This window comes from Klebsiella sp. V115_8 (assembly GCF_029967715.1).
Classification (GTDB): domain Bacteria; phylum Pseudomonadota; class Gammaproteobacteria; order Enterobacterales; family Enterobacteriaceae; genus Klebsiella; species Klebsiella quasipneumoniae.
In genome coordinates, this window is the sequence record NZ_JASCAR010000036.1 from 42,586 (window position 1) to 69,208 (window position 26,623).

Annotated in this window: 24 protein-coding genes; 14 read left to right on the plus strand and 10 right to left on the minus strand. The window is 59.8% G+C overall.

Going from position 1 to position 26,623, the window contains the following annotated elements:
- Positions 1–85: 85 nt before the first annotated feature.
- Complete coding sequence (locus tag QLG03_RS16720) at positions 86–1,798, plus strand: ABC-F family ATP-binding cassette domain-containing protein (protein WP_101881162.1); 1,713 nt, start codon at positions 86–88, stop codon at positions 1,796–1,798.
- Positions 1,799–1,833: 35 nt separating this feature from the next.
- Here QLG03_RS16720 and QLG03_RS16725 read toward each other — a convergent pair whose 3' ends face one another.
- Complete coding sequence (locus QLG03_RS16725) at positions 1,834–2,787, minus strand: helix-turn-helix domain-containing GNAT family N-acetyltransferase (RefSeq protein ID WP_032452996.1); 954 nt, start codon at positions 2,785–2,787, stop codon at positions 1,834–1,836.
- 556 nt (positions 2,788–3,343) lie between these two features.
- Here QLG03_RS16725 and QLG03_RS16730 point away from each other — a divergent pair.
- Positions 3,344–4,174: a hypothetical protein gene (locus QLG03_RS16730; protein ID WP_044523450.1), complete on the plus strand. Its 831-nt coding sequence runs from the start codon at positions 3,344–3,346 to the stop codon at positions 4,172–4,174.
- Positions 4,175–4,576: 402 nt separating this feature from the next.
- On the opposite strand, the gene QLG03_RS16735 is transcribed toward QLG03_RS16730, so the two are convergent.
- Positions 4,577–5,176, minus strand: a complete 600-nt coding sequence (locus tag QLG03_RS16735; RefSeq protein WP_023289834.1) for an inorganic diphosphatase — start codon at positions 5,174–5,176, stop codon at positions 4,577–4,579.
- Between the two features lie 253 nt (positions 5,177–5,429).
- On the opposite strand from QLG03_RS16735, the gene adhP reads away from it, so the two are divergent.
- The 7 genes from adhP to QLG03_RS16770 all read left to right on the plus strand — a co-directional run bounded on the left by adhP (position 5,430) and on the right by QLG03_RS16770 (position 13,734).
- Positions 5,430–6,440, plus strand: coding sequence for an alcohol dehydrogenase AdhP (adhP, locus tag QLG03_RS16740; protein ID WP_002906221.1), 1,011 nt, complete (start codon positions 5,430–5,432; stop codon positions 6,438–6,440).
- Positions 6,441–6,611: 171 nt separating this feature from the next.
- Positions 6,612–8,234, plus strand: a complete 1,623-nt coding sequence (locus tag QLG03_RS16745) for a TIGR04028 family ABC transporter substrate-binding protein (protein WP_282473660.1) — start codon at positions 6,612–6,614, stop codon at positions 8,232–8,234.
- Between the two features lie 10 nt (positions 8,235–8,244).
- Positions 8,245–9,189: an ABC transporter permease gene (locus tag QLG03_RS16750; protein ID WP_023289836.1), complete on the plus strand. Its 945-nt coding sequence runs from the start codon at positions 8,245–8,247 to the stop codon at positions 9,187–9,189.
- Positions 9,186–10,034 carry an ABC transporter permease gene (locus QLG03_RS16755; RefSeq protein ID WP_023289837.1) on the plus strand — a complete coding sequence of 283 codons (849 nt, stop codon included), beginning with the start codon at positions 9,186–9,188 and terminating at the stop codon, positions 10,032–10,034. Before QLG03_RS16750 ends, QLG03_RS16755 begins: the two co-directional genes overlap by 4 nt.
- Complete coding sequence (locus QLG03_RS16760; RefSeq protein WP_255987660.1) at positions 10,031–11,647, plus strand: ABC transporter ATP-binding protein; 1,617 nt, start codon at positions 10,031–10,033, stop codon at positions 11,645–11,647. Before QLG03_RS16755 ends, QLG03_RS16760 begins: the two co-directional genes overlap by 4 nt.
- Entirely contained in the window at positions 11,647–12,633 is a 987-nt protein-coding gene (locus QLG03_RS16765) for a putative FMN-dependent luciferase-like monooxygenase (RefSeq protein ID WP_048297591.1), read from the plus strand. Before QLG03_RS16760 ends, QLG03_RS16765 begins: the two co-directional genes overlap by 1 nt.
- Positions 12,634–12,642: 9 nt before the next feature.
- Entirely contained in the window at positions 12,643–13,734 is a 1,092-nt protein-coding gene (locus tag QLG03_RS16770) for an alkylhydroperoxidase domain protein (RefSeq protein ID WP_048297592.1), read from the plus strand.
- Positions 13,735–13,740: 6 nt separating this feature from the next.
- Here the strand turns inward: QLG03_RS16770 and araJ are convergent, their stop codons facing one another.
- The gene (araJ, locus tag QLG03_RS16775) at positions 13,741–14,895 is read right to left on the minus strand and encodes an MFS transporter AraJ (protein ID WP_023289841.1); all 1,155 of its coding nucleotides are present in this window, start codon (positions 14,893–14,895) and stop codon (positions 13,741–13,743) included.
- A gap of 277 nt (positions 14,896–15,172) precedes the next feature.
- Between araJ and QLG03_RS16780 the strand changes: the two genes are divergently transcribed.
- From QLG03_RS16780 to QLG03_RS16795, 4 genes are all read left to right on the plus strand, one after another.
- Positions 15,173–15,610, plus strand: coding sequence for a VOC family protein (locus QLG03_RS16780; protein WP_023289842.1), 438 nt, complete (start codon positions 15,173–15,175; stop codon positions 15,608–15,610).
- Between the two features lie 86 nt (positions 15,611–15,696).
- Positions 15,697–16,515, plus strand: a complete 819-nt coding sequence (ppk2, locus tag QLG03_RS16785; RefSeq protein WP_023289843.1) for a polyphosphate kinase 2 — start codon at positions 15,697–15,699, stop codon at positions 16,513–16,515.
- Between the two features lie 178 nt (positions 16,516–16,693).
- Positions 16,694–16,882, plus strand: coding sequence for a hypothetical protein (locus QLG03_RS16790; protein ID WP_044523461.1), 189 nt, complete (start codon positions 16,694–16,696; stop codon positions 16,880–16,882).
- Positions 16,882–17,205 carry a CcdB family protein gene (locus QLG03_RS16795; protein ID WP_023289845.1) on the plus strand — a complete coding sequence of 108 codons (324 nt, stop codon included), beginning with the start codon at positions 16,882–16,884 and terminating at the stop codon, positions 17,203–17,205. Before QLG03_RS16790 ends, QLG03_RS16795 begins: the two co-directional genes overlap by 1 nt.
- Before the next feature lie 43 nt (positions 17,206–17,248).
- Here the strand turns inward: QLG03_RS16795 and fdnI are convergent, their stop codons facing one another.
- The 3 genes from fdnI to fdnG are packed head-to-tail and all read right to left on the minus strand — an operon-like array spanning position 17,249 to position 21,841.
- A complete protein-coding gene (gene fdnI, locus QLG03_RS16800) occupies positions 17,249–17,905 on the minus strand; it encodes a formate dehydrogenase-N subunit gamma (protein ID WP_023289846.1) in 657 nt (218 codons plus the stop codon).
- Complete coding sequence (gene fdxH / locus QLG03_RS16805; RefSeq protein ID WP_072421610.1) at positions 17,898–18,782, minus strand: formate dehydrogenase subunit beta; 885 nt, start codon at positions 18,780–18,782, stop codon at positions 17,898–17,900. Before fdxH ends, fdnI begins: the two co-directional genes overlap by 8 nt.
- Before the next feature lie 11 nt (positions 18,783–18,793).
- On the minus strand, positions 18,794–21,841 hold the full coding sequence (fdnG, locus tag QLG03_RS16810; RefSeq protein ID WP_147733486.1) for a formate dehydrogenase-N subunit alpha: 3,048 nt from the start codon (positions 21,839–21,841) through the stop codon (positions 18,794–18,796).
- Between the two features lie 225 nt (positions 21,842–22,066).
- Between fdnG and yddG the strand changes: the two genes are divergently transcribed.
- Positions 22,067–22,945 carry an aromatic amino acid DMT transporter YddG gene (gene yddG, locus QLG03_RS16815; protein WP_032453011.1) on the plus strand — a complete coding sequence of 293 codons (879 nt, stop codon included), beginning with the start codon at positions 22,067–22,069 and terminating at the stop codon, positions 22,943–22,945.
- Here the strand turns inward: yddG and benD are convergent.
- The 4 genes from benD to QLG03_RS16835 are packed head-to-tail and all read right to left on the minus strand — an operon-like array spanning position 22,942 to position 26,618.
- Complete coding sequence (benD, locus tag QLG03_RS16820) at positions 22,942–23,715, minus strand: benzoate diol dehydrogenase BenD (protein ID WP_023289850.1); 774 nt, start codon at positions 23,713–23,715, stop codon at positions 22,942–22,944. The two genes, yddG and benD, sit on opposite strands and share 4 nt — an antisense overlap.
- A gap of 9 nt (positions 23,716–23,724) precedes the next feature.
- Entirely contained in the window at positions 23,725–24,741 is a 1,017-nt protein-coding gene (gene benC / locus QLG03_RS16825; protein WP_032453013.1) for a benzoate 1,2-dioxygenase electron transfer component BenC, read from the minus strand.
- Positions 24,742–24,750: 9 nt separating this feature from the next.
- Entirely contained in the window at positions 24,751–25,236 is a 486-nt protein-coding gene (benB, locus tag QLG03_RS16830; RefSeq protein WP_255987665.1) for a benzoate 1,2-dioxygenase small subunit, read from the minus strand.
- Positions 25,236–26,618: a Rieske 2Fe-2S domain-containing protein gene (locus QLG03_RS16835; protein ID WP_255987666.1), complete on the minus strand. Its 1,383-nt coding sequence runs from the start codon at positions 26,616–26,618 to the stop codon at positions 25,236–25,238. The genes benB and QLG03_RS16835 overlap by 1 nt, the downstream gene beginning before the upstream one ends.
- Positions 26,619–26,623 lie beyond the last annotated feature (5 nt).

Sequence of the window (26,623 nt, forward strand, 5' to 3'; positions counted from 1 at the left end):
AATCCCTTCTCTCCGGCTTACCGGGTTATCGTCAGCGAGTTTTGACGAGGCATTCGCATGCCTGTAACTCTTGAGTAAGTTGACTATGAGTACATTACTAACTGCCCATGCGCTCCACGTGGAAACTGCCTTCGGGCCGCTGTTTAATACCCTCTCCTTCACCCTGAAGAAAGGCGACCGTATCGGTCTCATCGGCCATAACGGCTGCGGCAAAAGCACCCTGCTGCAGGTGCTGGACGGCACCCTAGCGCCCACCTCGGGCAGCGTCTCACTCGCCGGTCAGTGTCTGATGGCCCGCGTTGAACAGCATCTGCCGGAGGCGCTGCGTTCGCAGTCGCTGCTGCAGGCGGTGCTGGCCCTGTTACCCGCCGACGCGCGGGAAGCACAGCGCTGGCTGGCCGAACGCCTGCTGGCGCAGATGGGCTTCACGCCGGCGGTGATGGAGCAGCAAACCAGCACCCTGAGCGGCGGACAGCATACGCGCCTGCTGCTGGCCCGGGCGCTGATCCGCCAGCCTGACCTGCTGCTGCTGGATGAGCCCGGCAACCATCTCGATCTGCCCACCCTGCTGTGGCTGGAAAGCTTCTTGCAAACCTGGCAGGGGAGCTTCGTGCTGGTGTCACACGACAACGCTTTACTGGATGCTGTAACTAATGCCAGTTGGATCCTCCGCGACCAGACGCTGCACAGCTTCGCCTTGCCCTGCAGCGCTGCCCGTCAGGCACTGCAGGAGCAGGATGAGAGCGCCGCGTTACGTCATAAGGCGGAGCAAAAAGAGATCGACCGGGTCAGCGCCAGCGCCCGGCGGCTGGCCACCTGGGGGCGGGTGTATGACAACGAAGATCTCGCCCGCAAAGCCAAACAGATGGAGAAGCAGGTCGCCCGCCTGAAAGACGAGCAGACCGAGCTCAGCATCGGCCCGCCGTGGCGCCTGGTGTTGCAGGGGGACGCCCTGCCGGCGGACCGCCTGCTGGAGATGGACAGGCTGCCGGTGGCTCCCGCGCCGGGACTGCCGGCCCTGTTCACCACCGGCGTAGCGCGACTGCGCAGCGGCGATCGCGTGGCCATCATGGGGCGCAACGGCGGCGGGAAATCGTCCTTGCTGCGCCTGCTGTGGCAGCAGATGAACGACGCATCGCCGCTTCCGGGGCTGCGTCTGCACCCCCGGCTTCACCCCGGGTACTACGACCAGACCCTGGCGCAGTTGCCGGACGAGGCCAGCCTGCTCGACGCCCTGACGCCGTTCGCCCCGTCGGCGGACACCCGTAAACGGGCGTTGATCGCCGCCGGGTTTGGCTGGGCGAGGCATGGACAGAAGGTCTGCACCCTCAGCGGCGGCGAGCGGTCGCGGCTGCTGTTCGTCGGCCTGTCGCTGGCGCGCTACAGCCTGCTGCTACTGGATGAACCCACCAACCATCTGGATATGGAGGGCAAAGCGGCGCTGGCGCAGACGCTCCGCGACTATCCCGGCGGCGTGCTGCTGGTCAGTCATGACCGCCAGCTTATTAGCGAAAGCTGTAACCGCTTCTGGCTGATCGACAGCGCCGGGTTAACGGAGTGGCACAGTCTGGAGGAGGTCTATGCCCGTCTGCAGGCGCAGACCCCCACCCTGACGGCGGCCTCCTCATCCCAGGAGCCGTCACTCGCGGCTGATGATGAAGAGGCGCTGCTGACGCGCCTGATAGCCCTGGAGCAATGGCTGGCGGACGATATGGCCCGTAAGCCGAAACATCAAAAGCCCTCGCTGCAGACCCAGTGGCGAGAGGAGATCGCCCGGCTGCTTAACCAGCTGGCGTAATCTCCGCGCTCCCCGCCGGCTAAGGCACCACGCCCTTAGCCGGCGTTTCCTGGCCGGGTAAACTGCTGCTCGGTCATCATCTTTCCCCACTGGTCTCCCTGCCATTCGCGGGTTAACGTGAAGCCAAAGGACTCATACAGTTTGCGGGCCGCGTCCAGACCTTTAAACGTCCACAGTTGAACGGCGCTGAACTGACGGCTATCGCAGAAAGCCATCGCCTCACTGAGCAGCCGCCTGCCAATGCCGGTTCCCCGGCAGCTGTCATCGAGAATGAACCAGCGCAGATGCGCCTGCTGCTGGCCGAGATCCTCGCCATCGATCGCCACCGAACCGACAATCTTCCCCTCGCGCATCGCCAGCCAGATCTGGTTGACCGGCGAGGAAAGCCGGGTGGCGAATTCCGCGACGCCGCTGGCAACCTTGCCTTCAAAAAAAGCGCCGAAATCATGGTGCCGGGCGTAATACTCCCCGTGCATCTGGGCTATCCGGCCGATCGCCCCCGGCTGATAGCCGGTTACCAGCGAAATTTGCGGCGTCGTTTCCGCAAGCGCAGCATCCCGACACTGCGCCAGCGCCTGAGCATAGGCCGCCAGTCCGCTGGCGACGGTCCGCTGCTGCGTCTCATCGAGATGCGCTAACGCCTCCACCACCCGGCGGGTACCGTAGGCGTTAATCGTTGCCACCGTGTCGTGCCCTTTCGCGGTCAGCGCCAGCGATTTAGATCGCGCGTCCTCCGCGCAGGGGCGCTCCTCCAGTTCTCCGGCGGCCAGCAGACGGGCGACCATCCGGCTGACGCTCGATTTTTCCAGCCCGAGCAATGTGACCAGCTGCGCGGCGGTTATCGTCCCCCTGACCGACACCTCCAGCAGGGTATGCACCGCCGAGGGTGAATAGTGGGTGGCGGCCAGCGTGGTGTTCATAAAACCCAGCTCGCGCACCATTAACCGCGAGGCCGTTCGAATTTGTTGGATTAAAGGCGTGTCAGACATAGTGAGGCGTCCAGTGAAGTAAATAGTTGTATAATACAACCATCATCTGCATCGTTCGTCAAGGCTCACTGACCCGGGGAAATCTTTGCAGCTACCGTGTTAAGTTCCCTGGTGTCGCTGGAATAACTGAAGAACATTCCTCCTGATTGTCAGCGGCAAGCTGCCGGCGCTAAGGCCCCGGAAACCTCTGGCGTCTGAACCCTCTTTGACAGTTACCGATATGTCACCGCGTGTTTACTCTGATTTTTAAATAATGCAAATTTACGGATGCTCACCCGTGCAGATTATGGCGGGAACTCATAACAAGGTCTGCAGGCATCTCATCGTTTTTTTACATTGCCCGGCCCTGCTTTATTGGCAATGTTTCCATAAAGAAGGCAACGTGAAGCATTATATATTAATTCAGTGAATGCGCAGCCACTCATGATTTATATGACATATTATTTTCCCTATGAAATTAATGCAAAGTATTTATGAAGTGATCTAATTCACATTCTTCACAGTTAACTATATATATTGTGATTTACAGCATTCAATTACCAAAAGGAGATTTAATATGGAAAGCAATGAAATTATGTGTAATGTAGAACGCTGGTTGGATAATCAGGCTGTTAATTCAATTGGTATATGCTTAGATGGTCTAAATACCACCGGCAACACGCATATTTCGGGTGGTTCTTCCGTGCTTACTGGTTCTGCCGCAACGCAGGAGCGTGAAATTGGTAAGGAATTAAGCCTTATTACTGATATTGATGAACTTGCGGAAAAACTGGTTTCCAGCCCTGCAAATTTTGTCACCACAGTCATGGGGATAGCGCAAAGTCGCTCCGGGTGGAAACCGCTTGAACCTGAAAGTGCAGACAATGCTGAGAATTTCAAAAAATATATTGATCAGATAATGAAATTCCCTTTAATGATTGTAACCAAAACTGACACGACCACAGTGACCTATTCCGAAGGAAATTATGATTCTTTAATTGATAATATAGCCGACATTTACTCCGGCATGAGCGATGGAGATAAAAACTCCGTTAAGGCAGGGCTTACATCACTGGCGAAAAGTTGTATGAGTCGGGTAAATGAAAAGCAAAAGAAAGTGTTATTTACTCAAAGCACAATGTGTGTAAATGATGAAGTGACTACATCCTTTTATTCATCTAATGTTGCAATGGAGAAGAAACACAGTAGCGGCAAGAATGCTCCGGCAGATGAATTTAGTTCAGAAGTACAGGTCAGCAGAGTAGAGGTTAAATTTAACCGTATGGCGCTGAATAAGAATATTGCTAAAAAACTATGTTCACTTCTGTTCAAGTCAATTGATGACTGGCTCGAAGAGACAAATACTAAGCAAACCGATAAGAAAATCGAATTTTGTTTTGGTGACTAACATTGGTGTCTGGTAGCACCTCATCTTCCCCGGTACTCACCGGGGATGTTTATATAATGAAATGATATTAGCGCAACTCTTTGGTACCTTGACATTGACATCCTCCCTGCAGACTAACCTCCCCCAATTTTAGTCATGTTGCGATCGGTGGTGTGAACCGTTCCAGTTTCGGCTTTTCGCTCATCGTGGACTGCGCTCATTTACTGCTATGAGCGCCTTATTGAGTTCAGTGCCCGCCTGGTACAATCAGGTTGATAGTTCTTGTTACAGGCCTTCGTCATTAAAAACGGTTCCTCTCATCAGGACGCCATAATACCCGTGCGCCCGTTTCCGCAGGACTTCGCCAGACAGGGGATGATAAGCAGGATCGCCGCGGGCGCCGGACTGCGCCCGCGATAAGTATTATTGCGGGTTCTTCGCCTTCCAGGCCTCCCAGGCCGATTTGATCTCCTGCTTCGCGGCGGCGGCATCATTAAAACCGGCCAGCTCGACCTTTTTCCGCCCCTCTGGTAGTTCTTTATAGACCCGGAAGAAGGCCTCCAGCCGCTGCTGCTCGATTTTCGGCAGATCGGTGATGGTCTGAATGTCGTCATAGGTCGGATCAATTTTACTGGCCGGGACGGCGATGATTTTGTCGTCTTTCTCACCGCCGTCTATCATCTTAAGAACGCCGATCGGCCGCAGCTTAATCAGCGTGCCCGGGGCCATCGGCGCGCGGGTGTAAAACACCACGTCCAGCGGGTCGCCATCCCCGGCCAGCGACTGGGTTAATGAACCGTAGTTCGCCGGGTAAGCCACCGGCATCGACTGAAAGCGGTCGGCGACGATAAACCCCGTTTTAGCGTCGGTTTCATACTTAATGATCCCGCCTGCCGGGATCTCGGTGACCGCGTAAAACTCTTCCGGATTGTTTTCCGGCTGCGGGAATTCCAGCACATTGTGAGCCTGCGCGGCGGCGGAAAAAAGCAGACCGGCGGTGAGGAGCGTTTTGACCAGATGCATTGTTGTATCACTCTGTTGTTATAAGAAATTGATGCGCAAAACAATAGAGTTGGGTGATGAAGAAAACATGACCATTCCGTGACACTATTATTACCTACCAAAATTAGAGGTATTGTCTGAATTTTGTGCTACGGCTGTAGCAAAAAACCACATCCTGTACTAAAGCGCCTTGTTTTTTTCTCCATAGCGTCTAATCCTTATTGGGTAATATTGCATTAATAAAATTAATCAATCCGCTCTCAAGGAGACAGGCATGAAGGCAGCTGTTGTTACTCACGACCATCAGGTTAACGTTACGGAAAAAACGCTGCGCCCGCTGGAATACGGCGAAGCGCTGTTGAAAATGGAATGCTGCGGCGTGTGTCATACTGACCTGCACGTGAAAAACGGCGATTTTGGCGATAAAACCGGCGTTATTCTCGGTCATGAAGGGATCGGGGTAGTACAAAAAGTCGGCCCTGGCGTCACCTCCCTGAAGCCGGGCGATCGCGCCAGCGTGGCGTGGTTCTTCGAAGGCTGTGGCCACTGCGATTACTGTAACAGCGGCAACGAGACGCTGTGCCGCTCGGTGAAAAACGCTGGCTATACCGTCGACGGCGGCATGGCGGAAGAGTGCATCGTCACCGCCAACTACGCGGTTAAAGTCCCGGACGGCCTCGACTCCGCCGCCGCCAGCAGCATTACCTGCGCTGGGGTCACCACCTACAAAGCCGTTAAGGTCTCCCACATCAAGCCGGGCCAGTGGATCGCTATCTACGGCCTCGGCGGGCTGGGCAACCTGGCGCTGCAGTATGCCAAGAATGTCTTTAACGCCAAAGTGATCGCTATCGACGTCAACGACGGCCAGCTGGAGCTGGCGGCGTCGATGGGCGCTGACCTGACCATCAACTCGCGCAATGAAGATGCGGCGAAAGTGATTCAGGAAAAAACCGGCGGCGCCCACGCTGCGGTGGTGACCGCGGTGGCCAAAGCGGCCTTTAACTCGGCGGTGGATGCCGTTCGCGCCGGCGGCCGCGTGGTGGCGGTAGGCCTGCCGCCAGAGGCGATGAGCCTCGATATTCCACGTCTGGTACTCGACGGTATCGAGGTGGTCGGCTCGCTGGTCGGCACCCGTCAGGATCTGGTGGAAGCGTTCCAGTTCGCCGCCGAAGGCAAAGTGGTGCCGAAAGTCACCCTGCGTCCGCTGGAAGATATCAATGCCATCTTCAAAGAGATGGAACAAGGTCAGATCCGCGGCCGTATGGTTATCGATCTGCGTAGCTAATCGCCAGCGCCTCTCCCGCCCGGGCGAGGCGCTTCTCCTTTCGCGCTTCCCCTCGCTTCCCGCCGCGTAAAGTAAATGCAATTTCCGCAAATGCTTAGCGCAATTCCTTGGTTCCTTTGTTTTTAGCCGCGCCCGATGATGGCAACACAATAGATAACAAAGGAATTCACCATGCATCGTCATTTTCGCCTGCCCGCGCTGGCCGCGCTGTTTCTCTCCGGCGCCTTTTCCGTCTGGGCCGCCGACACGCCGGTTAAAGGCGGTACCTTGATTTATCTGGAGCAGCAACCGCACACCAATCTCTATCCACCCGCCGGCGGCTTTTATCCCAATGGCGGCATACTCAATCAGATCACCGACAAGCTGACCTGGCAGAACCCGAAAACGCTGGAGATTGAGCCGTGGATCGCCGAAAGCTGGACCAGCAATGCCGATAAAACCGAGTACACTTTTCACCTGCGAAAAGGGGTCACCTTCTCGGATGGCACGCCGCTGGACGCCGCCGCGGTCGCCAAAAACTTCGACACCTATGGGCTGGGGGATAAAGCCCATCGCCTGCCCGTCTCGGAGGTGATCAATAACTACCAGCGCAGCGAAGTGATCGACCCGCTGACGGTGAAATTCTACTTCAACAAGCCGTCGCCGGGCTTCCTGCAGGGGACCGCCACCATCGGCTCCGGCCTGGTCTCCCTCAGCACCCTGCAGCGCAATTTCGAGGAGCTGGGCGATGCCCGGCACATCATCGGCTCCGGTCCCTTCGTGGTGCAGGATGAAAAACCGGGCCGCGAGCTGACGCTGGTGGCGCGCAAGGATTATCAGTGGGGGCCGAAAAACATCGCCCAGCAGGGCCCCGCTAACCTCGACGGCATCACCTTTATCGTGACCCCGGAAGACAGCGTGCGCATCGGCGCGCTGCTGGCGGGCCAGGCGGGCTTTATTCGCCAGGTGCAGGCCTACGATGAAAAGCAGGCGACCGATCAGGGATTTACGGTCTACGCCGCGCCTACCCGCGGGGTCAACGACAGCCTCAGCTTCCGCCCGGATAACCCACTGGTCGCCGACCTGCGGGTGCGCCAGGCCCTGCTCCATGCCACCAACGCCCGGCAGGTGGTGGAGACGCTGTTCTCCGCTAACTACCCGCAAGCCACCTCCGTGCTGGCCAGCTCCGCCGCCGGCTATGTCAATCTGAGCGATAAGCTCACCTTCGACCAGGCCAAAGCCCGGCAGTTGCTGGATGAGGCCGGCTGGAAACCCGCCGCCGACGGCATTCGCAGCAAAGACGGGCAGCGGCTGGCGCTGACGGTCTATGAGTCGCTCCCCCAGCCGCAGAATAAAGAAGTGCTGCAGCTGATCACCCAGCAATGGCGCCAGGTGGGGGTAGCGTTAACGGTCAAAGCCGGGGACGCCGGCAGCCGGACGCTCGACAACCTCGACCCGCAGAAAACCCCGCTCACCGTCTCGGAAGTGGGCCGCGCCGATCCGGATGTAGTAAAAAGCATGTTCTTTCCTAACAACCGTGACGCGCTGCTGCAGAAAGGCGGCTCCAGCGATAAAGTGCAGCACTTTCGCGATGATAAGCTGAACGACCTGCTGACCGGCATCTCCGCGGCGGTGGAGCCGCAGCAGCGCCTGCAGTTAACCGGCGATGCCCAGCGCTATCTGATCGATAACGCCTATGTGATCCCCATTTTCGAAGAGCCGCAGGTGTTCGCCGGCGCGCCGTGGGTGAAAGGCGTCAGCTTCGAAGCCGTCGGGCGTCCGTCGTTCTACGGCGCCTGGCTGGATAAACACTAAGAGGCCGGATATGAGCGCTTATCTTCTGCGACGGTTCGGCCAGGGGCTGCTGGTCCTGTGGGCGGCGTTTACCCTCACCTTTTTCCTGCTGCAGGTGCTGCCGGGGGATGCGGTGCTGATCAAGTTTCAGAACCCGGACCTCGGTCTGAGCCCGGCGCAAATCGCCGACATGCGGCTGGCCTACGGCGCCGACAGCCCGCTGTGGCGCCAGTACCTGCACACGCTGCTGGCGATGCTGCACGGCGACTTTGGCTATTCCCTGCAGGCGGGTCTGGCGGTCAGTAGCCTGATTGCCAGCAACCTGCCGGATACCTTAAGCCTCGCCCTGCCGGCCTTCCTGCTGGCCGTGATCCTGGCGTTTGCCCTCGCTTTCGCCTCACGTCTGCCGGGGCTGCGCTGGCTCAGCAACCTCCTGCAGTCGCTGCCGGTGCTGTTTATCTCACTGCCCACCTTCTGGCTGGGTATCGCCCTGATCCAGCTCTTTTCGTTTCAGCTGCGCTGGATCCCGGTGATCAACCCCGGTCCGCTGGAGGGGCTGATTTTACCGGTTATCGCCGTCGCGCTGCCCATCTCCGCCCCGCTGGCGCAGATCCTGATGCGCAGCATGGATCAGGTGGCGGTTCAGCCCTTCGTCGCGGTCGCCCGCGCCAAGGGAATGAGCGAGACCGGCGTCCTCTGGCGCCATGTGATGGGTAACGCCCTGCTGCCGGCGCTGAATATAGCCGGGCTGCTGCTGGGCGAGCTGATTGCCGGGGCGCTGATCACCGAGACCGTCTTCGGCCGCAGCGGCCTCGGCCAGCTGACCCAGCAGGCGGTGAATAACCAGGATATCGCCGTACTGCAGGCGGTGGTGATGATTTCGGCTCTCGGTTTCGTCCTGATCAACCTGCTGGTCGACCTGGTCATGCCGCGGCTGGATCCCCGACTCCAATTACAGACCGGAGGTGCGAAATGAGCCTGGTCGACTATGCCATCGCGGTTCGCCGCCGCCCGGAGTGGCGCAAAGTGCGTCTGCAGCCAGGCCTGTGGCTGGCGTGGGCGGTAATGATCACCGCCCTGTTAATGGCCCTTGCCCCACAGTGGTTTACCTCCGCTAACCCGCTGGAAGGGATCCCCGGCGCTCAGCGCCTGGCGCCGCAGGCGCACTACTGGCTGGGTACCGACCAGCTGGGCCGCGACCTGTGGACGCGGGTGGTTTACGGCGCGGTACATTCTCTGTCGGCGGCGCTGATCGCCGTCGCCATCGGTCTGGTGGTAGGCACCGCCCTTGGCACCCTCGCCGGGGCGCTGGCCGGCCGCGTGGAATCGACCATCATGCGCCTGGTGGATGTCCTGCTGGCTATCCCTTCCCTGCTGCTGCAGCTGACGGTGATCATTCTGCTGGGTTTTGGCACGGTGAATGCGGCGGTGGCGGTCGGCGTGGCGGCCATCGCCAGCTTCGCGCGCCTGGCGCGGGCGGAGGTGGTGCGCGTGCGCCACAGTGATTACGTCGAGGCGGCCCGGGGCAGCGGCGGCACCTTTCTCGCCATCTTCTGGCGTCATATCCTGCCCAACTCGCTCACCGCGGTACTCGCCTTCGCCACGCTGCAGTTTGGTCAGGCGATGCTGGCGCTGGCCACCCTCAGCTTCCTTGGCTACGGCACCCCGCCGCCGGTCCCGGAGTGGGGATTACTGATCGCAGAAGGTCGTAATTACCTGTCGACCGCCTGGTGGCTGACCACCTTCCCCGGCCTCGCCGTGGTCGCGGTGGTCCTGGCCGCCAATCGTCTTAGCCGCCAGTGGAGTGGAGTACGCCCATGAACGTTCTCTCTGTTGAAGATCTGCGCATCAGCTACCGGTCGCGGGGCGAATGGCGCGAAGTGGTGCATAACGTCAGCTTTTCCATTCAGCGCGGCGAAATGCTGGCCTTCGTCGGTGAATCCGGCTCGGGGAAAACCACGACCGCGCAGGCCATTATCGGCCTGCTGGCGGATAACGCCCGCCGCGACGCCGGGCGGATTATCCTCAATGGCGAAGTGATTAGCGACTGGTCGGCAAAACGCCTGAACCGCCTGCGCGGGGTGAGCATCAGCCTGGTGCCGCAGGACCCCGGCAATTCGCTTAATCCGGTAAAAACCATTGGTCAGCAAGTGGAAGAGATCCTGCGGCTGCATCAGTCCCTTTCCGCCGCCGAACGCCGGCAGCAGGTCCTCAACCTGCTCGCTAAAGTCGGGCTCAGCCACCCGGAACAGCGTTTTGACCAGTACCCGCATCAGCTGTCGGGCGGGATGAAACAGCGGGTGCTGATCGCCATCGCCATCGCCCTGCAGCCGGATCTGATTATTGCCGACGAGCCCACCAGCGCCCTCGACGTTACGGTGCAAAAGCGCATTCTCGATCTGCTCGACATCCTGCGGCGCGAGTCGGGAACCGCCGTGCTGTTTGTCACTCACGATCTGGCGCTGGCCGCCGAACGCGCCGACCGGATCATGGTGTTTCGCCAGGGCGAGATTCAGGAACAGGGCGCCACCGAGGCGATTATCCGGCGTCCGCAGCACCCTTACACCCGCCAGTTGCTCCACGATCTGCAGGACGCGCCGCTGAGGCTGACGGCGGATCGTCACCGTCCGCTGGCCACGCCGGCCATTCGCGTCGAAGGGATCAGCAAACGCTTCTCGCTGGGCAAACAGGCCCTGCAGGCGCTCGACAGCGTCAGCTTTGAGGTCAGACGCGGCAGCACCCATGCGCTGGTGGGCGAATCCGGCTCCGGGAAAACCACCCTGGCGCGGATCCTGCTGGGCTTCGAGCGCGCCGACGCCGGACAGGTGACCATCGACGGTATTGACGCCGGGCATCTCAGCCGCGAGGCACAGCGTCAGCTGCGGCGCAAAATCCAGTTCGTCTACCAGAACCCCTTCGCTTCGCTCGACCCGCGCCAGACGCTGTTTGCGATTATCGAAGAGCCGTTAAAAAACTTTGAGCGCCTCAGCGCGGCGACGCGTCGCCAGCGTGTGGAGAGCGTCGCCGCCCGGGTGGCGCTGGCCCCGGAGCTACTGTCGCGGACGCCGCGGGAGCTTTCCGGCGGCCAGCGGCAGCGGGTGGCGATTGCCCGGGCGCTGATCCTCGAGCCGGCGATACTGGTTCTTGACGAAGCGACTTCGGCGCTCGATGTCACCGTTCAGGCGCAGATCCTCGCCCTGCTGCAGCAGCTACAGCAGCAGCTTGGTCTGAGCTACCTGTTCATTACCCACGATCTGGCGACGGTGAGGCGGATTGCCGACAGCGTCACGGTGCTGCGCGCCGGCCTGGTGGTGGAGCATGGCGACGTTGGGCGCCTGTTCGCCGCTCCGCAGCAGGCCTACACCCGCGAACTGATCGCCGCCATTCCCCAGGTTTCCCCACGCCTGGCTCAGGCCCACATGGAGAACGCATAATGCCTAAACGCCTCGGCTTTTTTACCCGTCTGCTCGATCAGGGCTCCGCACAAACGCGCTACCGGCTGGCGGCCGAACAGATCCGCCACGCGGAGCGCGTCGGCTTCGACAGCGCATGGATTGCCCAGCACCATTTTCATGAACAGGAAGGCGGCCTGCCTTCCCCGCTGGTGTTCCTCGCCCACGTGGCGGCGCAGACTGACCGCATTCGCCTCGGCACAGCGATTATCACGTTGCCCATGGAGAATCCGCTGCGCGTCGCCGAAGACGCGGCGGTGCTGGATTTACTCACCGACGGGCGTCTGGAGGTGGGATTTGGTTCCGGCGGCACGCCAACGTCGTTTCTGCCCTTCGGCCTGACCAGCGAGCAGCGCGGGGCGGTGTTTGCCGACCATCTGCACCTGATCCACAGCGCCTGGCGCGGCGACACCCTCAGCCACCCGGACAACCGTCTCTATCCGCCCGCGCCGCAGCTGGCGGCGCGCATCTGGATCGCCACCTTCTCGGTGGAAGGCGCCATCCGCGCCGGTCAGGCGGGGCACGGGCTGATGCTGTCGCGCACGCAGCCCCGGCCGCCCGGTGAGCCGCGCCTGCCGCTGGACGCCATTCAGAACCCGATCGTCGACGCCTATCTGGCGGCGCTGCCGGACGGCGTTGCGCCGCGGATCCTCGCTTCGCGCACCGCCTTCGTCGCCGACAGTCACGCCCACGCCCTGCAGGTCGCCGAACCCGGCCTGCGCAAGCAGGCGGCACAGCACCGGGCTGCGGGTCATCTGATAGAAGGTGACAGTGTCACTGACTATCTGCAACAGCTGGATGCCCACGTGGGCGATCCTGAGCATGTTGTTGCCTCCCTGGCGCAGGACAGCGTGCTGGCCCGCGCCACCGATGTTTCGTTCCAGGTGCACTCGGTGGAGCCTTCGCACCGGGATACGCTGCGTTCCATTGAGCTGATCGCTCAGCATATTGCCCCCCACATCAGATAAGGAGTCACCATGACGCTGAGTCAGGATATTCTGGCCGAACTGGCGGAGATCGCCGCCGGTTCCCCGCTCGACCAGGCGCGCGCAGTCCGCGATGCCGCTACCCGACATGCGCAGGGAAGTTATGAAGTGCTGTTCAGCCAGCAGGACGCCGACTTTCCCCTCGATGAACGCTTCGCGGTGGCGGCAAAGGTGGCGAAGCTCCATCAGGCGGACGCGCTGGCGGCGCACTATGCCGGCTTCGGCCTGGCCGATCCGACCACGGATCGTCTGGTTCCGGCGCTGGCCTTTGCCCGCCTGCTGACCTTCACCCCCGTCGAAGCGACACCCGGCGCGCTGCAGGCTCTGACAAACGCGGGCTGGAGCCTGCGGGGCATCGTCACCCTGGCGCAGCTGGTAGCCTTTGTCAGCTTCCAGAGCCGCCTGCTGCTGGGTCTGCGGGCGCTCAATCATCAGCCCATCGTCAGCGCCGATACGCCGGTGGTGGCCGGGTACTGGCACACCACCCCGCACGCGCAGAGCGGTAAAGCGGCCCCCGTGCGCTTCACCCGCGAGGAGCTGCACTGGGAACCCTGGCTGGCGGATAAACCGCTGGTGGAATTTAGCGCTGAAGAACAGGCGATTCTGGCCAAATATGGCCATAGCGATTCGCCCTACTTCCGCCTGCTGGCGCGCAACCAGCCGGTGCTGGAGCAGCGGACGCTGACCGATAAAGGTATTTTCTATACCCCGGGGGGATTGCCGCGCGCCGAACGTGAACTGGCCGCCACGGTGGCCAGTAAAATCAACGGCTGTATTTACTGCGCCTCGGTGCATGCCCGCAAAGCGGCGCAGCTGGCGAAGGACGAGACCGCCGTCGACACGCTGCTGGCGGTGACGCCGGGAGAGGATCTGCGCGGCGGGCAGTCGCCGCGCTGGCAGGCGGAAATCGACGCCGCCGCCGCGCTATCGGTGACGCCGCCCGCGCTGAATGCCAGCCATCTGGCAGCGCTTGATGAACAGGGCTTAGATACTCTGGCCCAGCTGGATCTGCTGCAGTCAGCGGCCTTTTTCGCCTGGGCCAACCGGCTGATGCTGACGCTCGGCGAGCCCTGGCGTGAATAAGCGTCGTTAGCAAGCCTGTCGGCGCTGATGGCGGCCGTAGATGAGCAAGGCGCTCATCGCCAGAAACGACAGCGTGGCGGCGGGGAGCGCCACGCTGTTCCAGCCGAAGCCCTGGGCAATCATCATTCCGCCGCAGAAGGCGCCGATGGCGCTCCCGAGGTTAAAGGCGATCTGCCCCCCTGCCGCCCCCAGCATCTCGCCGCCTTTGGCGTTCTGCAGCAACAGGATCTGCAGCGGCGCCGACAGGGCAAAGAGCCCGGCACAGCAGAAAAACGCCAACGTCAGCGAAGCGATTTTATGCTCCCCGAAGGCAAAGATCAGCAGCAGCGTCACAGCGATCGCCCCGTCGGTGATGGCCGCGATGCGCAGCGGACTGTAGCGCCCGGAAATTTTGCCGCTGAACAGGTTGCCGACCACCATCCCCAGCCCCGCCAGCATCATAATCAGCATCATCCGGCTTTCGGCAAAGCCGGAAACGTTGAGCATAAAAGGCTTGATATAGCTGAACCACGCGAACACCCCGGCGTTGCCGAACATGGTGGCGGCAAAAATCAGCCACGGCGCCGGGGAAGCGAGGAAACGGAACTGCTCGCGCAGCCGGGTGGTGGCCCGATCATACAGCGTAGGGACCCAGCAGAAGATGGCCATAAACACCGCGACGTTAAACACCGCGATGAGCGCGAAGGTATAGCGCCAGCTAAAATGATGCCCAAGCCAGGTGCCCCCGGGAACGCCCACCAGGTTAGCCACCGTCATGCCGCCGATCATCCCCGCCACCGCGGCGGTCACCCTCCCCGGCGGCGCGATTTTCGACAGGATGATCGCCCCCACGCCGAAGAAAGCCCCGTGGGGAAACCCGGAAACCAGCCGGCCAAGCGCCAGCATGGCGTAGCTGCTGGAGAAGGTAAACAGGGTATTGCCGAGAATGCACAGGGCGGCGAGAAACAGCATCACCGATTTCAACGAAAACCGACTGGAGAGCAACGCCATGATCGGCGCGCCGATCACCACGCCGAAGGCATACCAGGCAATCATATTGCCGGCGGCGGGGATTGAAATCCCGACATCGCGCGCCATGTCCGGCAGCACGCCCATAATGCCAAATTCCGCCATGCCGAGTCCGAAAGTGCCCAGCGCCAGTGAAAAAATCGTTTTTTTCATACATCTTATAGGGGTATTGAGAGACGGCCGGCATTATTGACCATCCCGCCTCGCCACACCAGCTAAAAACGCCCGACGGCAGTATCCTCCATACAACGGCCTGATTCGTTCATGCGCTCGCCAGCGCCACCATGGCGGTCCTGCTGGCGGCAGAGGCGCCGGGCGGTGGATAATTCCCTGTAAAAATTGGTGGGCACGCAGGGACACATTGTGGATTGATCTCAAGTTAACTTGAGGTTGTAAAGTCGAGACATCGTTCACCTCGGGAGAATCATCCATGCAAAATGTTGATGTTGGCTTTACCCATGTCGCCTTTACCGTCCGCTGTCTGGCCAGCAGCATCGATTTTTATACCCGCTACACGGCGATGACCGTTATTCACCAGCGCGAACCCAACCTCCCCTCGGCGCGTAAAGTGGCGTGGCTCAGCGATCGCACCCGACCTTTCGCCCTGGTGCTGGTGCAAAGTGATGACCCTGCCGACACGCCGCTGGGTCCGTTCGGCCATCTCGGCGTCGCCTGCGCCACCCAGGCGGAGATCGATGAGAAGGTCGCCCAGGCGCGGCGGGAAGGCGTTCTGCGCCGGGAACCGGAGCAGCTGGGCGATCCTGTGGGCTATTTCGCTTTCTTTGCCGACCCGGACGGTAACACCCTGGAGCTGTCATGGGGGCAGCGAGTGGGGCTGGAAGTCATTGCCGCGGGGAACGTCAGCTAGCCCGTCCCGGGCGCGAATATTTTCCACCGCCACGCCAGTGAAGGATTACACTTCAAAGGGATACCTCGGCAACACGGAGCATGGCGATGGGTAATAAGAAAAGCGGTCATCCTGTCGACGCGGCGGTGAAGATCGCCCCGCTCGACAATAAAGCGTACGAGAAGGCGCTGCGCAAGCTCCACGTTGAGCTGGTAAAACTGCAGCGCTGGGTGGTGCATAAAGGGCTGAAGGTATGCATCGTCTTTGAAGGCCGGGACGGCGCCGGCAAAGGCGGCACGATTAAGGCGATCACCGAGCGCGTCAGTCCGCGGATCTTCCGGGTCGTCGCCTTACCCTCGCCCACCGAACGCGAGAAAAGTCAGCTCTATTTTCAGCGCTATATCAAGCACCTCCCGGCGGCTGGCGAAATCGTGATTTTCGATCGCAGCTGGTATAACCGCGCCGGCGTCGAACGGGTGATGGGCTTTTGTACCCCGGAGGAGGTGCAGAAGTTCCTCGACGGCGCGCCGATGGTGGAGCGCGGCATGGTCGAGTCGGGCATTATCCTGCTCAAGTACTGGCTGGAGGTCTCTCCGCAGGAGCAGGAGCGGCGCCTGCGGGATCGCATCGACGACGGGCGCAAGATCTGGAAGCTCTCGCCGATGGACATCAAGTCTTTCAACCGCTGGGATGAATATACCGCTGCCCGCGACGCCATGTTCGCCGCCACCGACACCGCCTGGGCGCCGTGGTTCGTCGCCCGCTCCGAAGATAAAAAGCGGGTGCGTCTGAATATCATCACCCACCTGCTGTCACAGATCCCCTACGAAGCCTTGCCAGTGGAGCATGTCACGCTGCCGAAGCGCAAAATGGGCAAAATGAAACAGACCAATTTCCCCTTCCGCTTTATTCCGGAGAAGTTCTGATTATTTCCCGCCGCGCTGGCTAACGCCAGCGCCGGGTTTATTACCATAACTATGAATATTTCATGCGGTTGCTTTCCTCTGGAAGTTGCTTCGCAAAATAAAAAACAAATCCGAACCAGGTATTTCTTTTCATCGCACACCGCGTGATAATCAGCTCGCCAACAACAAGGAGCAGATAATGAAACAGAATGCCGTTAACAAGTCACAGACTCGCGATCGTACAACAACGGTTAACCCGCAAAACCAGGCACTTACCATCGTCGATGCGGACAAACGCCGAAAAGACCAGGAATTCATTAAGGCACTGAATGAGTTCACTGCCCGTGCAGGGTTGTTGTCAGAGGATCCTTTTTTCGGAGGGATTTAATGGCGGCACAATTTGATATCTTTCGTAACCCATCATCGAGAACCAATGCGTTTCAACCTTATTTAATGGTAATCCAACATGATTATTTTAATGACCTTGGCACACGTTTAATTGTGCCGCTGAGCTATCATTCTCATTTGACCGGCCATTATCATGCTGCCGCCCCGGTTATTAATATGGAGTTTGAGAAACTGTTCATCAACACGCCGGCAATCACCAGCGTGGCAAAGCAAAGGCTGGATAAAAAATATTTTATCTGCAATTTGGCTAAAGAAAGAACGACCGTGATATCAGCGATGGACGCATTAATCACTAACACATAAACCCGCTCCAGCAAAACTGGAGCGGGCCTCCTGGCCAGACGGCTTACTTCATCCCTTCGCGACTCTCTTTGATCGCCTCCAGACGTTCGACATCGCGATACCAGCGCGGGTGATGTTTCTTCGCCCAACGGCGGCTGACCTTACCTTCAATCATCCCCTTAATCGACCCCTTCACCCAGAACGCCATATACATATGGATAAGGATCGCGTGGATCAGAATAATGGCCGACGTCGCGTGAATTAACAGGCTGTAGCGAATCACCTGAATCGGGAAATAGTGGGCAAACCAGGGACGCCAGATAATCACGCCGGTCACCAGCAGCACAAAAATCATGCTCATGATGGTCCAGAACATCATCTTTTGCCCGGCGTTATATTTACCGACCCGCGCCACTTTATGCTCGTTGCCTTTCAGCACCTCCACAATGCCTTTCAGCCAGGGGATATCCTGTTTATCAGGGATGTTGTGATGGACAAAACGCACAAACATAAACATCAGGGCGATAAAAATCAGCACTCCGAAGAAGGGGTGCAGAATACGCCCCATCTGCGGGGTACCGAAGGTTTCCGTCAGCCACTGCAGGGTCGGGAAGAAAAACGAAATACCCGATAGCGCCACGAGGAAGAAAGCGATCACCACCGTCCAGTGACAGGCGCGATCGATAAAGGTCGTGCGCACTATCATCTTCGATTTACTCATCATGCTCCTCCTCGTCGTCGTCAACTTCCTTATTTGGCCCGATACCGATGTAGTGATAGATAAGCCCGGCAAAGGTAGCGATAAAGCCCGCCGCCGACAGCGGCTTCAGGATCCCTTTCCACAGCTCCACCGAGGTATCAATCTTCGGCGCAGCAGGCAGCTTGTGATAAAGCTCGGGCTGGTCGGCATGATGCAGGACGTACATCACATGGGTGCCGCCGACGCCCTGCGGGTTGTAAATCCCGGCCCTGGCATAGCCGCGTTTTTTCAGCTTAGCCACCCGCTCCTCGGCCACCTCCAGCATCTCTTTCTTCGTACCGAAGTGGATCGCGCCGGTCGGACAGGTTTTCACGCACGCCGGTTCCTGACCGACGCTGACCCGGTCCACGCACAGGGTGCATTTATAGACCCGGTTATCCTCTTTATTGAGACGCGGGACGTTAAACGGACAGCCGGCAATGCAGTAGCCGCAGCCGATGCAGTTTTCCTGCTGGAAATCGACGATGCCGTTGGCGTACTGAATAATCGCCCCGGCGGACGGGCAGGCCTTCAGGCAGCCCGGCTCTTCGCAGTGCATACAGCCATCCTTACGGATAAGCCACTCCAGTTTGCCGTTCTGTTCGATCTCGCTAAAGCGCATCACCGTCCAGGATTTAGCGCTGAGATCCGCCGGGTTGTCGTACACCCCGACGCAGTGCCCCACCTCATCGCGGATGTCGTTCCACTCGGAGCAGGCCACCTGGCAGGCTTTACAGCCCACGCAGGAGGAGACATCGATAAGCTTGGCGACTTCCGCCTTATGGTCCCGCGCGCGCGGCGCGGGCGTGATCGGGTTGGTCGCGGAGCGTTTAATAATGTCTTGTGTTTCCATCGCCATTGAATCGCTCCTTACGCTTTCTCGATGTTGACCAGAAACGCCTTGTACTCCGGCGTTTGCGAGTTGGAATCGCCGACGTTCGGCGTCAGGGTGTTAGCGATATAGCCTTTGCGAGCTACTCCTTCAAAACCCCAGTGCAGCGGGATCCCGACGGTCTCCACCTGCTGGCCGTTGACGTTGAGGGTTTGCAGACGGCGCGTCACCACCGCCACCGCGCGAATAAAGCCGCGCTGGCTGCTGACTTTTACCCGGTCGCCGTTGGCGATGCCTTTCGCTTTTGCCAGCCCTTCGCTGATTTCGACAAACTGTTCCGGCTGCGCGATGGAATTGAGCAGCGCATGCTTGGTCCAGGTATGGAAGTGTTCGGTAAGACGATAGGTGGTCCCGACGTACGGGAACTTATCCTTCTTACCTAAGCGAATGGCGTCCTCTTCATACACACGCACCACCGGGCTGGAGACCACCTTCGGGTGCAGCGGGTTAGTGCCAAGCGGGGTTTCCATCGGCTCGTAGTGTTCCGGGAACGGTCCTTCCGCCAGCTTATCCAGTGCGAACAGGCGACCCAGCCCCTCCTGCTGCATGATAAACGGCCCGGTGTTGCTCCCCGGCGGCGCGGTATTGAAGTCCGGAATATCATTCCCGACCCACTTGCTGCCGTTCCACTGGATCAGCATCCGCTTCGCATCCCACGGCTTGCCGTTGATGTCGGCTGACGCGCGGTTATAGAGCACCCGGCGATTGAGCGGCCACGCCCAGGCCCAGCCCAGCGTATTGCCCAGACCCGACGGGTCGGCGTTATCGCGGTTCGCCATCTGGTTGCCCTGCTCCGTCCAGCTGCCGCTGTAGATCCAGCAAGACGACGCGGTGGTGCCGTCATCGCGCAGCAGCGCGAAGCTATTGAGCAGTTGCCCTTTTTTCGCCAGCGGCGCGCCGTTAGCGTCGTAGAGATCCGCCAGCGCGTAGCCGTTGTTCTCTTTCGCCACCTCTTCTGATTCCGGACGATCCGGCTGCTTGTAGTGCCAGCCCATCTTCAGCAGCGGCTCAGCGCCTTTACCACCTTCGGTGCGGTACAGTTCGCGCAGACGATGGTAAATCCCGGCCAGGATCTCGCCGTCGTTACGTGCTTCACCTGGGGCATCCTGACCTTTCCAGTGCCACTGCAGCCAGCGGCCAGAGTTAGCGATCGAACCGTCCTCTTCGGCAAAGCAGGTCGATGGCAGGCGGAAGACTTCCGTCTGAATCGTCGACGGGTCGACATCGTTCGACTCGCCGTGGTTTTGCCAGAAGGTGGAGGTTTCGGTGACCAGCGGGTCGATAACCACCATATACTTCAGCTTGCTCAGGCTGCGAACCACCTTGTTTTTATCCGGGAACGACGCCACCGGGTTAAAGCCCTGGCAGATATAGCCGGTGACGTTGCCGTTATCCATCATATTGAAATACTTGATAACGTCATAAGCCTGGTCCCATTTCGGCAGCCAGTGGAAGCCCCAGTCGTTCTCTTTTTGCGCCGCGTCGCCGTAGAAGGACTTCATCAGGCTGACAAAGAATTTCGGGTAGTTGCTCCAGTAGTTCACCTGGTCCGGCAGGGTCGCTTTTGGCGTGTTGGCCGCCAGATACGTCTGCAGATCCGGCTGCTTATCAGAAGGCAGCGTCAGGTAGCCCGGCAGGCTGGTGGACAGCAGGCCAAGGTCGGTCAGTCCCTGAATGTTAGAGTGACCGCGCAGGGCATTCACGCCGCCGCCGGCCATGCCCATATTGCCGAGCAGCAGCTGGATCATCGCCATGGTGCGAATGTTCTGCGCGCCGACGGTGTGCTGCGTCCAGCCCAGGGCATACAGGAAAGTGGTGGTGCGATCGGCGGCGCTGGTTGAGGCCAGCACGTCGCACACCTTAAGGAAGTCCGCTTTCGGCGTACCGCAGATGTTTTCGACCACCTCCGGCGTGTAACGGGAAACGTGCTGCTTCAGCAGGTTCCACACGCAGCGCGGATGGCTGAGCGTCTCATCGCGTTTGGCGTAGCCGTTTTCATCGAACTGGTAGTTCCAGGACGATTTATCATACTGGCGTTTGTCCGCATCATAGCCGCTGAACAGCCCCTCTTCGAAGGCAAAATCATCCCGCACCAGCAGGCTGGCGTTGGTGTAGTGCTTCACGTACTCGGCATTGATTTTGTTATGTTCGATCAGGTACAGCAGGACTCCCGACAGGAAGGTAATGTCGGTACCGGAGCGAATCGGCGCATAGATATCCGCCACCGACGCCGTACGCGTAAAGCGCGGGTCGACAACGATAAGCGTGGCGTCGTTGTTGTTTTTCGCTTCCATCGCCCAGCGGAATCCCACCGGGTGGGCTTCCGCGGCGTTGCCGCCCATCACCACCACGACGTTCGCGTTTTTGATATCCACCCAGTGGTTGGTCATCGCACCGCGACCAAATGTTGGAGCAAGACTTGCTACCGTTGGTCCGTGTCAGACGCGTGCCTGGTTGTCTACCGCCAGCATGCCGAGCGAACGCACAAATTTTTGCGTCAGCATGCCGGTTTCATTACTTGCTGCCGAAGCGCACAGCATGCCGGTGGAAAGCCAGCGGTTAACCGTCACGCCCTGTTCGTTCTTTTCCATAAAGTTGGCGTCGCGGTCGGCTTTCATCAGCCGGGCGATGCGGCTGAAGGCTTCATCCCAGGAGAGTCGCTGCCATTTATCAGATCCCGGCGCGCGGTATTCCGGGTAGCGCAGGCGGTTGTCGCTGTGGACATAGTCCAGCAGGCCGGCGCCTTTCGGGCATAACGCGCCGCGGCTCACCGGATGGTCCGGATCCCCTTCAATATGGTAAATCGCTTCTTTGGCGTTTTTCGCGCCGTCGCCGAGGCTATACATTAATAGCCCGCAGCCAACGGAGCAGTAAGTGCAGGTGTTGCGGATCTCTTTCGCACGCAGCAATTTGTAGTTGCGTGCCTGAGCCAGCGCCATTTTGGGGGCAAAGCCCAGGGCGGCAGCTGTGGTTCCGGCCATACCGCCTGCGCAGATCTTAAAGAACTTTCTGCGGCTGACGTCCATTGCATTCCTCCATGCAGGATGTTGATTCATCGCGCGGAGGAAACTAACAGCAAAATCCCGGGAAAATTTGCGTCAAATCAAGGAGCAAAACCAACGCCCCCTTAATCGCCAGCCGCGGCCGTTTTCACTAATCCCTAGGGGTTACCCATGGCGGAAAATTTCGCCCCGCGGCGGTAAAAAGATGATATATATGCCGGCTGCATTTGCGTAACCCTCAGGATAAGCATGGAGAAAAAGAGAGCCACGACCATCGGCTTCGCCGCCATTATTTTATGGAGCACCATGGTCGGATTGATTCGCGGCGTCAGCGAAGGACTGGGACCGGTCGGCGGCGCGGCGATGATTTACAGCCTCAGCGGCCTGCTGCTGATTTTTACCGTCGGTTTCCCTAACCTGCGCCAGATCCCGCGCCGCTATCTGCTGGCCGGCAGCGCGCTGTTCGTCAGCTATGAAATCTGCCTCGCGCTATCCCTGGGCTATGCCGCCAGTCGTCAGCAGGCCATTGAAGTGGGGATGGTCAATTACCTGTGGCCCAGCCTGACCATCCTGTTCGCCATCCTGTTTAATGGTCAGAAAAGCAGCTGGCTGGTGATCCCCGGTTTGCTTCTCGCCCTGCTTGGCGTCGGCTGGGTGTTGGGGGGTGAGCACGGCCTGCAGCTGGACGAGATTATCAGCAACGTCATCTCCAGCCCGCTCAGCTATCTGCTGGCCTTTATCGGCGCCTTTATCTGGGCGGCCTACTGCACGGTGACGGCCAAATATGCCCGCGGCAAAAATGCCATTACCCTGTTCGTCCTGTTAACCGCGCTGACGCTGTGGCTGAAGTTTCTCGCCACGCCGCAGCCACCGATGGTCTTCAGCTGGCCGGTCAGCATCAAACTGCTGACGGTAGCGGTGGCGCTCGGTCTGGCCTACGCCGCGTGGAACGTGGGGATCCTCCACGGCAACGTCAGCCTGCTGGCGGCGGCCTCCTACTTCACGCCGGTGCTCTCCTCCGCGCTGGCGGCGATCCTGCTTAGCGCCGCGCTATCGTGGCCCTTCTGGCAGGGGGCCGGGATGGTGTGTCTCGGCTCCCTGCTCTGCTGGTACGCGACCCGCCGTTAGCCGAGATCGCCGCCCGCCACCGGGAGGGTCACGCCGGTGATATAGCTGGCCTCATCGCTGGCGAGGAACAGGATCGCGTTCGCCTGTTCCGCCAGCGTGCCGTAGCGGTGCATCAGGCTGCTGGCCACCGTCTGATCGACCACCTGCTGATACCATACCTTCTCCTGCTCACCGGGCTGCTCGTCGTTACGTGGCGTCAGGCGCGGCGGCGCCTCCGTCCCGCCCGGCGCGACGGCATTGATGCGGATGCCGCTGCCGCTGTACTCCATGGCGATCGACCGGGTCAGCGCATTGACGCCGCCTTTCGCCGCCGAGTAAGGCACCCGGTTGACCCCCGCCGTCGCCACCGATGAGACGTTGACGATGCTGCCTTTGCCCTGCTTGAGCATCCAGGGCAGCGCCGCGCGGCAGCCCCACAGGGTGGGAAACAGCGAGCGGCGGATCTCTTTCTCAATCTGGTCCGGCTGGTATTCGGCAAACGGCCGCGCCCAGATGGTCCCCCCGACGTTATTGATTAGCACATCGATGCGGCCAAAATGCGCGACCCCGTCGGCAAATGCCTGCTCGGCGCTCGGCCACTGTTCCAGGTCCGCCTCCAGCGCCAGCACCTGACTGCCGGACTGCGCCAGGGTCGCCGCCAGCTCGCGCACCCAGGGCGCGCGATCGATGAGCAGCAGAGCCGCGCCTTCCGCAGCCGCCTGCTCCGCGGTCTGGCGGCCAATGCCCTGGGCCGCGCCGGTGATGGCGACCACTTTATCGCGAAAACGCATACTTCCTCCTTATGCCGCCGCACTCTGGCTGGCGATAAATTTCTCGTACCAGAAGCCCGCCGGGGCGATCCCTCGCTCGCGCAGCGCCGTGGCGACCGCGTTGACCATCGGCGGCGGGCCGCAAAGGTAGATATCGACCTCGCCATTATTCAGCATGGCGTCGTCAAGATGATCGGTGACAAAGCCGCGCTGCGGGCAGGCGCTGTTTTCCTCCGCCACCACCGGCAGCCAGCGAAAGTGGGTTAACTGCTGACGGAATGCCTCCAGCGCCTCGGTCTTCACCAGGTCGCCGTCGCGCGTGACGCCATACAGCAGGGTCACCGGGCGCGAGCTGTTCTGCGCCTGCAGGGTCTCGAGCATGGAGAGCAGCGGCGCCAGCCCGGTACCGCCGGCCAGCATCAGCAGCGGACGTTCGCCATGGCGCAGATAGAAGCTGCCCATCGGGCCGCTGAGGATCAGGCGATCGCCGGGCCGCGCCTGCCGGGTTAACCACTGGCTCATCATGCCGCCGGGCACGTTACGGATCAGGAAACGTCCTTCTGCCGAGCCTGGGCGGGAGCTGAAGGAATAGGCGCGAACGTGCGGCGTGCCTGGCACCTGGATGTTGACGTACTGCCCCGCCAGGAAGTCCAGCGGTTCATCGAGGGCGACCACCAGCTCGACGGCGGTATCGGACAGACAATTCACCTGCCGCACCTGCGCCCCGGTGTTCGTCAGGGCGGTTTTACACTGGGCGGCAGCCACTGGCACATCGATAACGCAGTCGCTGGTGGGCACCATCTGACAGGTCAGCACCTGGCGGGCCTGCGCTTCCTCGTCGCTTAGCGCTTCGTCGAGATACTCGTCGCCGAGAGCGTATTCCCCGCTGGCGCAGTGGCATTTGCAGGTGCCGCACACGCCGTCCGAGCAGTCCATCGGCAAATTCACCTTCTGCCGATAGGCGGCATCCAGGACTTTCTCTCCGGCATGGCATTGAATAAAGCGGGTAATACCGTCCTCAAAATTAAGAGCAATAGTGAAGGTCATAAGCGCCTCTTAAATGTGGTAAACGTCGATCACCTGACGGATATAATCGTTATTCAGGCGCACGGTTTTGCGCACGATCTGCGGCCTGCCGTCCTGCACGGTCAGCGTGCAGCAGGTGGCGCCGAAAAAGGCGTCGGTGTGCTGATAGCGGTGGCTCCAGGTCACCCAGCTGTAACGCACCTCCAGCCCTTCATCGTTCTCCCCCAGCAGCTCGACGTTGCTGATGATATGGGTGGTTCGCGGCTCCGGCGTGCTGGCCCCTGAGCGCTCGGTTTTAATCCGGTAGACGCGATCCTCCAGCCCTTCGCGGTTGGGATAGTAGATCAGCGAAATCTCTTTTTGCGGATCGCGCGTCAGCTGGTCATCGTCGCCCCACGCGGGCATCCAGTAGACGGCCTGCGGGCTGTAGCAGCTGAGCCATTCATCCCACTGACGATCATCCAGCAGACGGGCTTCGTAGTAGAGAAACTGGCGTACCTGTTCGAGGTTCAGCATCAGACCACCTCCACGCGCTGGGTGATCGACTGGTCATAGCGCTGCTGCTCTTGTTCAATCGCCGCCAGCATCAGCGTCTGCCAGTGATGGTGATGGGCGATATACAGCGCCTCGTCCTCCGATTTCACGCCGCTTAAGCGCGGATGAAATCCGGCGTGCTGCGCATGCTCATCCGGACCGTCGACCCAGCGCAGCGCGCCGCGGCTGAGATCGCTCCACGCCAGATTTTCGCCGAGATAGCCGCGCTGACAGGCGCTGAACTCTTCGAGGTCGTCCGGGGTCCCCATCCCGCTGACGTTAAAGAAATCCTCGTACTGGCGGATGCGCAGGGCCCGCGCCTGGTCGGATTCCCCCTTCGGCGCAAAGCACCAGATAGTGACTTCGGTTTTGTCCACTGCCAGCGGACGAATGACGCGGATCTGGGTGGAGAATTGATCCATCAGATAGACGTTGGGGTACAGGCACAGGTTGCGGGTTTCGTTGACCATCTGGTCGGCGCGGAGTTCGCCGAATTCCGCCTGCAGGCGCTCGCGGTGGGCATACACCGGGCGCACCTCCGGGTTCAGCGCCCGGGTCCACAGCAGCATATGGCCGTTATCAAATCCGTAGCCGCCGCCGAGGCTTTTTGACCAGCCGTTGGCGTCCACCGCATGGGTGCCTTCCGCTTCATAGTTGCGCCGCGACATGGTGGAGGCATAGTTCCAGTGCACCACGCTCACGTGGTAGCCATCAGCGCCGTTCTCTGCGCCCAGCTTCCAGTTGCCCTCGTACACATAGCTCGACGATCCCTTGAGCACCTCCAGCCCCTCCGGCGCCTGGTCGACGATCAGATCGATGATTTTGCAGCTTTCCCCGAGATAGGCTTCCAGCGACTGCACGTCGGCATTGAGGCTACCGAATAAGAAACCGCGATAGGACTGAAAACGCGGCAGCTTTTGCAGGTCGTGCGATCCTTCCTGTTTGAAAGTGTCAGGATAGCCGCCGGTGCTTTCATCTTTGGCTTTTAATAGTTTGCCATTATTGCTGAAGGTCCAGCCGTGAAACGGACAGGTAAATGAGTTTTTATTCCCGGTTTTCCGTCGACATAACATGGCGCCGCGATGGGCGCAGCTGTTAATTAACGCATGCAGCTCGTTCTTTTTATCGCGGGTAATAATGACCGGCTGACGCCCCAGCGTCAGGGTATAATAATCCCCCGGCTCGGCTATTTGGCTTTCATGGGCGAGAAACGCCCAATTACCTTCAAAGATATGCTTCATTTCAAATTCAAACAGCTGCGGGTCGGTAAATATTGAACGGTGGCAGCGGTAAATATGGTTTTCACGATCGACAATTAAGGCGTTGTTAATTTTGTCTTTAAGCGCTGATAGCGTTTTTTGCATGAGTC

What these genes read in the sequence shown, in the direction of transcription:
- QLG03_RS16720 (WP_101881162.1), top strand. Translation starts at nt 86, where the DNA reads ATGAGTACATTACTAACTGCCCATGCGCTCCACGTGGAAACTGCCTTC.
- adhP (WP_002906221.1), top strand. Translation starts at nt 5,430, where the DNA reads ATGAAGGCAGCTGTTGTTACTCACGACCATCAGGTTAACGTTACGGAA.
- QLG03_RS16745 (WP_282473660.1), top strand. Translation starts at nt 6,612, where the DNA reads ATGCATCGTCATTTTCGCCTGCCCGCGCTGGCCGCGCTGTTTCTCTCC.
- fdxH (WP_072421610.1), bottom strand. Translation starts at nt 18,782, where the DNA reads ATGGCGATGGAAACACAAGACATTATTAAACGCTCCGCGACCAACCCG.
- QLG03_RS16750 (WP_023289836.1), top strand. Translation starts at nt 8,245, where the DNA reads ATGAGCGCTTATCTTCTGCGACGGTTCGGCCAGGGGCTGCTGGTCCTG.
- ppk2 (WP_023289843.1), top strand. Translation starts at nt 15,697, where the DNA reads ATGGGTAATAAGAAAAGCGGTCATCCTGTCGACGCGGCGGTGAAGATC.
- yddG (WP_032453011.1), top strand. Translation starts at nt 22,067, where the DNA reads ATGGAGAAAAAGAGAGCCACGACCATCGGCTTCGCCGCCATTATTTTA.
- araJ (WP_023289841.1), bottom strand. Translation starts at nt 14,895, where the DNA reads ATGAAAAAAACGATTTTTTCACTGGCGCTGGGCACTTTCGGACTCGGC.
- QLG03_RS16765 (WP_048297591.1), top strand. Translation starts at nt 11,647, where the DNA reads ATGCCTAAACGCCTCGGCTTTTTTACCCGTCTGCTCGATCAGGGCTCC.
- QLG03_RS16760 (WP_255987660.1), top strand. Translation starts at nt 10,031, where the DNA reads ATGAACGTTCTCTCTGTTGAAGATCTGCGCATCAGCTACCGGTCGCGG.
- QLG03_RS16770 (WP_048297592.1), top strand. Translation starts at nt 12,643, where the DNA reads ATGACGCTGAGTCAGGATATTCTGGCCGAACTGGCGGAGATCGCCGCC.
- QLG03_RS16730 (WP_044523450.1), top strand. Translation starts at nt 3,344, where the DNA reads ATGGAAAGCAATGAAATTATGTGTAATGTAGAACGCTGGTTGGATAAT.
- QLG03_RS16755 (WP_023289837.1), top strand. Translation starts at nt 9,186, where the DNA reads ATGAGCCTGGTCGACTATGCCATCGCGGTTCGCCGCCGCCCGGAGTGG.
- fdnI (WP_023289846.1), bottom strand. Translation starts at nt 17,905, where the DNA reads ATGAGTAAATCGAAGATGATAGTGCGCACGACCTTTATCGATCGCGCC.
- QLG03_RS16735 (WP_023289834.1), bottom strand. Translation starts at nt 5,176, where the DNA reads ATGCATCTGGTCAAAACGCTCCTCACCGCCGGTCTGCTTTTTTCCGCC.
- benC (WP_032453013.1), bottom strand. Translation starts at nt 24,741, where the DNA reads ATGACCTTCACTATTGCTCTTAATTTTGAGGACGGTATTACCCGCTTT.
- benD (WP_023289850.1), bottom strand. Translation starts at nt 23,715, where the DNA reads ATGCGTTTTCGCGATAAAGTGGTCGCCATCACCGGCGCGGCCCAGGGC.
- QLG03_RS16835 (WP_255987666.1), bottom strand. Translation starts at nt 26,618, where the DNA reads ATGCAAAAAACGCTATCAGCGCTTAAAGACAAAATTAACAACGCCTTA.
- benB (WP_255987665.1), bottom strand. Translation starts at nt 25,236, where the DNA reads ATGCTGAACCTCGAACAGGTACGCCAGTTTCTCTACTACGAAGCCCGT.
- QLG03_RS16780 (WP_023289842.1), top strand. Translation starts at nt 15,173, where the DNA reads ATGCAAAATGTTGATGTTGGCTTTACCCATGTCGCCTTTACCGTCCGC.
- QLG03_RS16725 (WP_032452996.1), bottom strand. Translation starts at nt 2,787, where the DNA reads ATGTCTGACACGCCTTTAATCCAACAAATTCGAACGGCCTCGCGGTTA.
- QLG03_RS16795 (WP_023289845.1), top strand. Translation starts at nt 16,882, where the DNA reads ATGGCGGCACAATTTGATATCTTTCGTAACCCATCATCGAGAACCAAT.
- QLG03_RS16790 (WP_044523461.1), top strand. Translation starts at nt 16,694, where the DNA reads ATGAAACAGAATGCCGTTAACAAGTCACAGACTCGCGATCGTACAACA.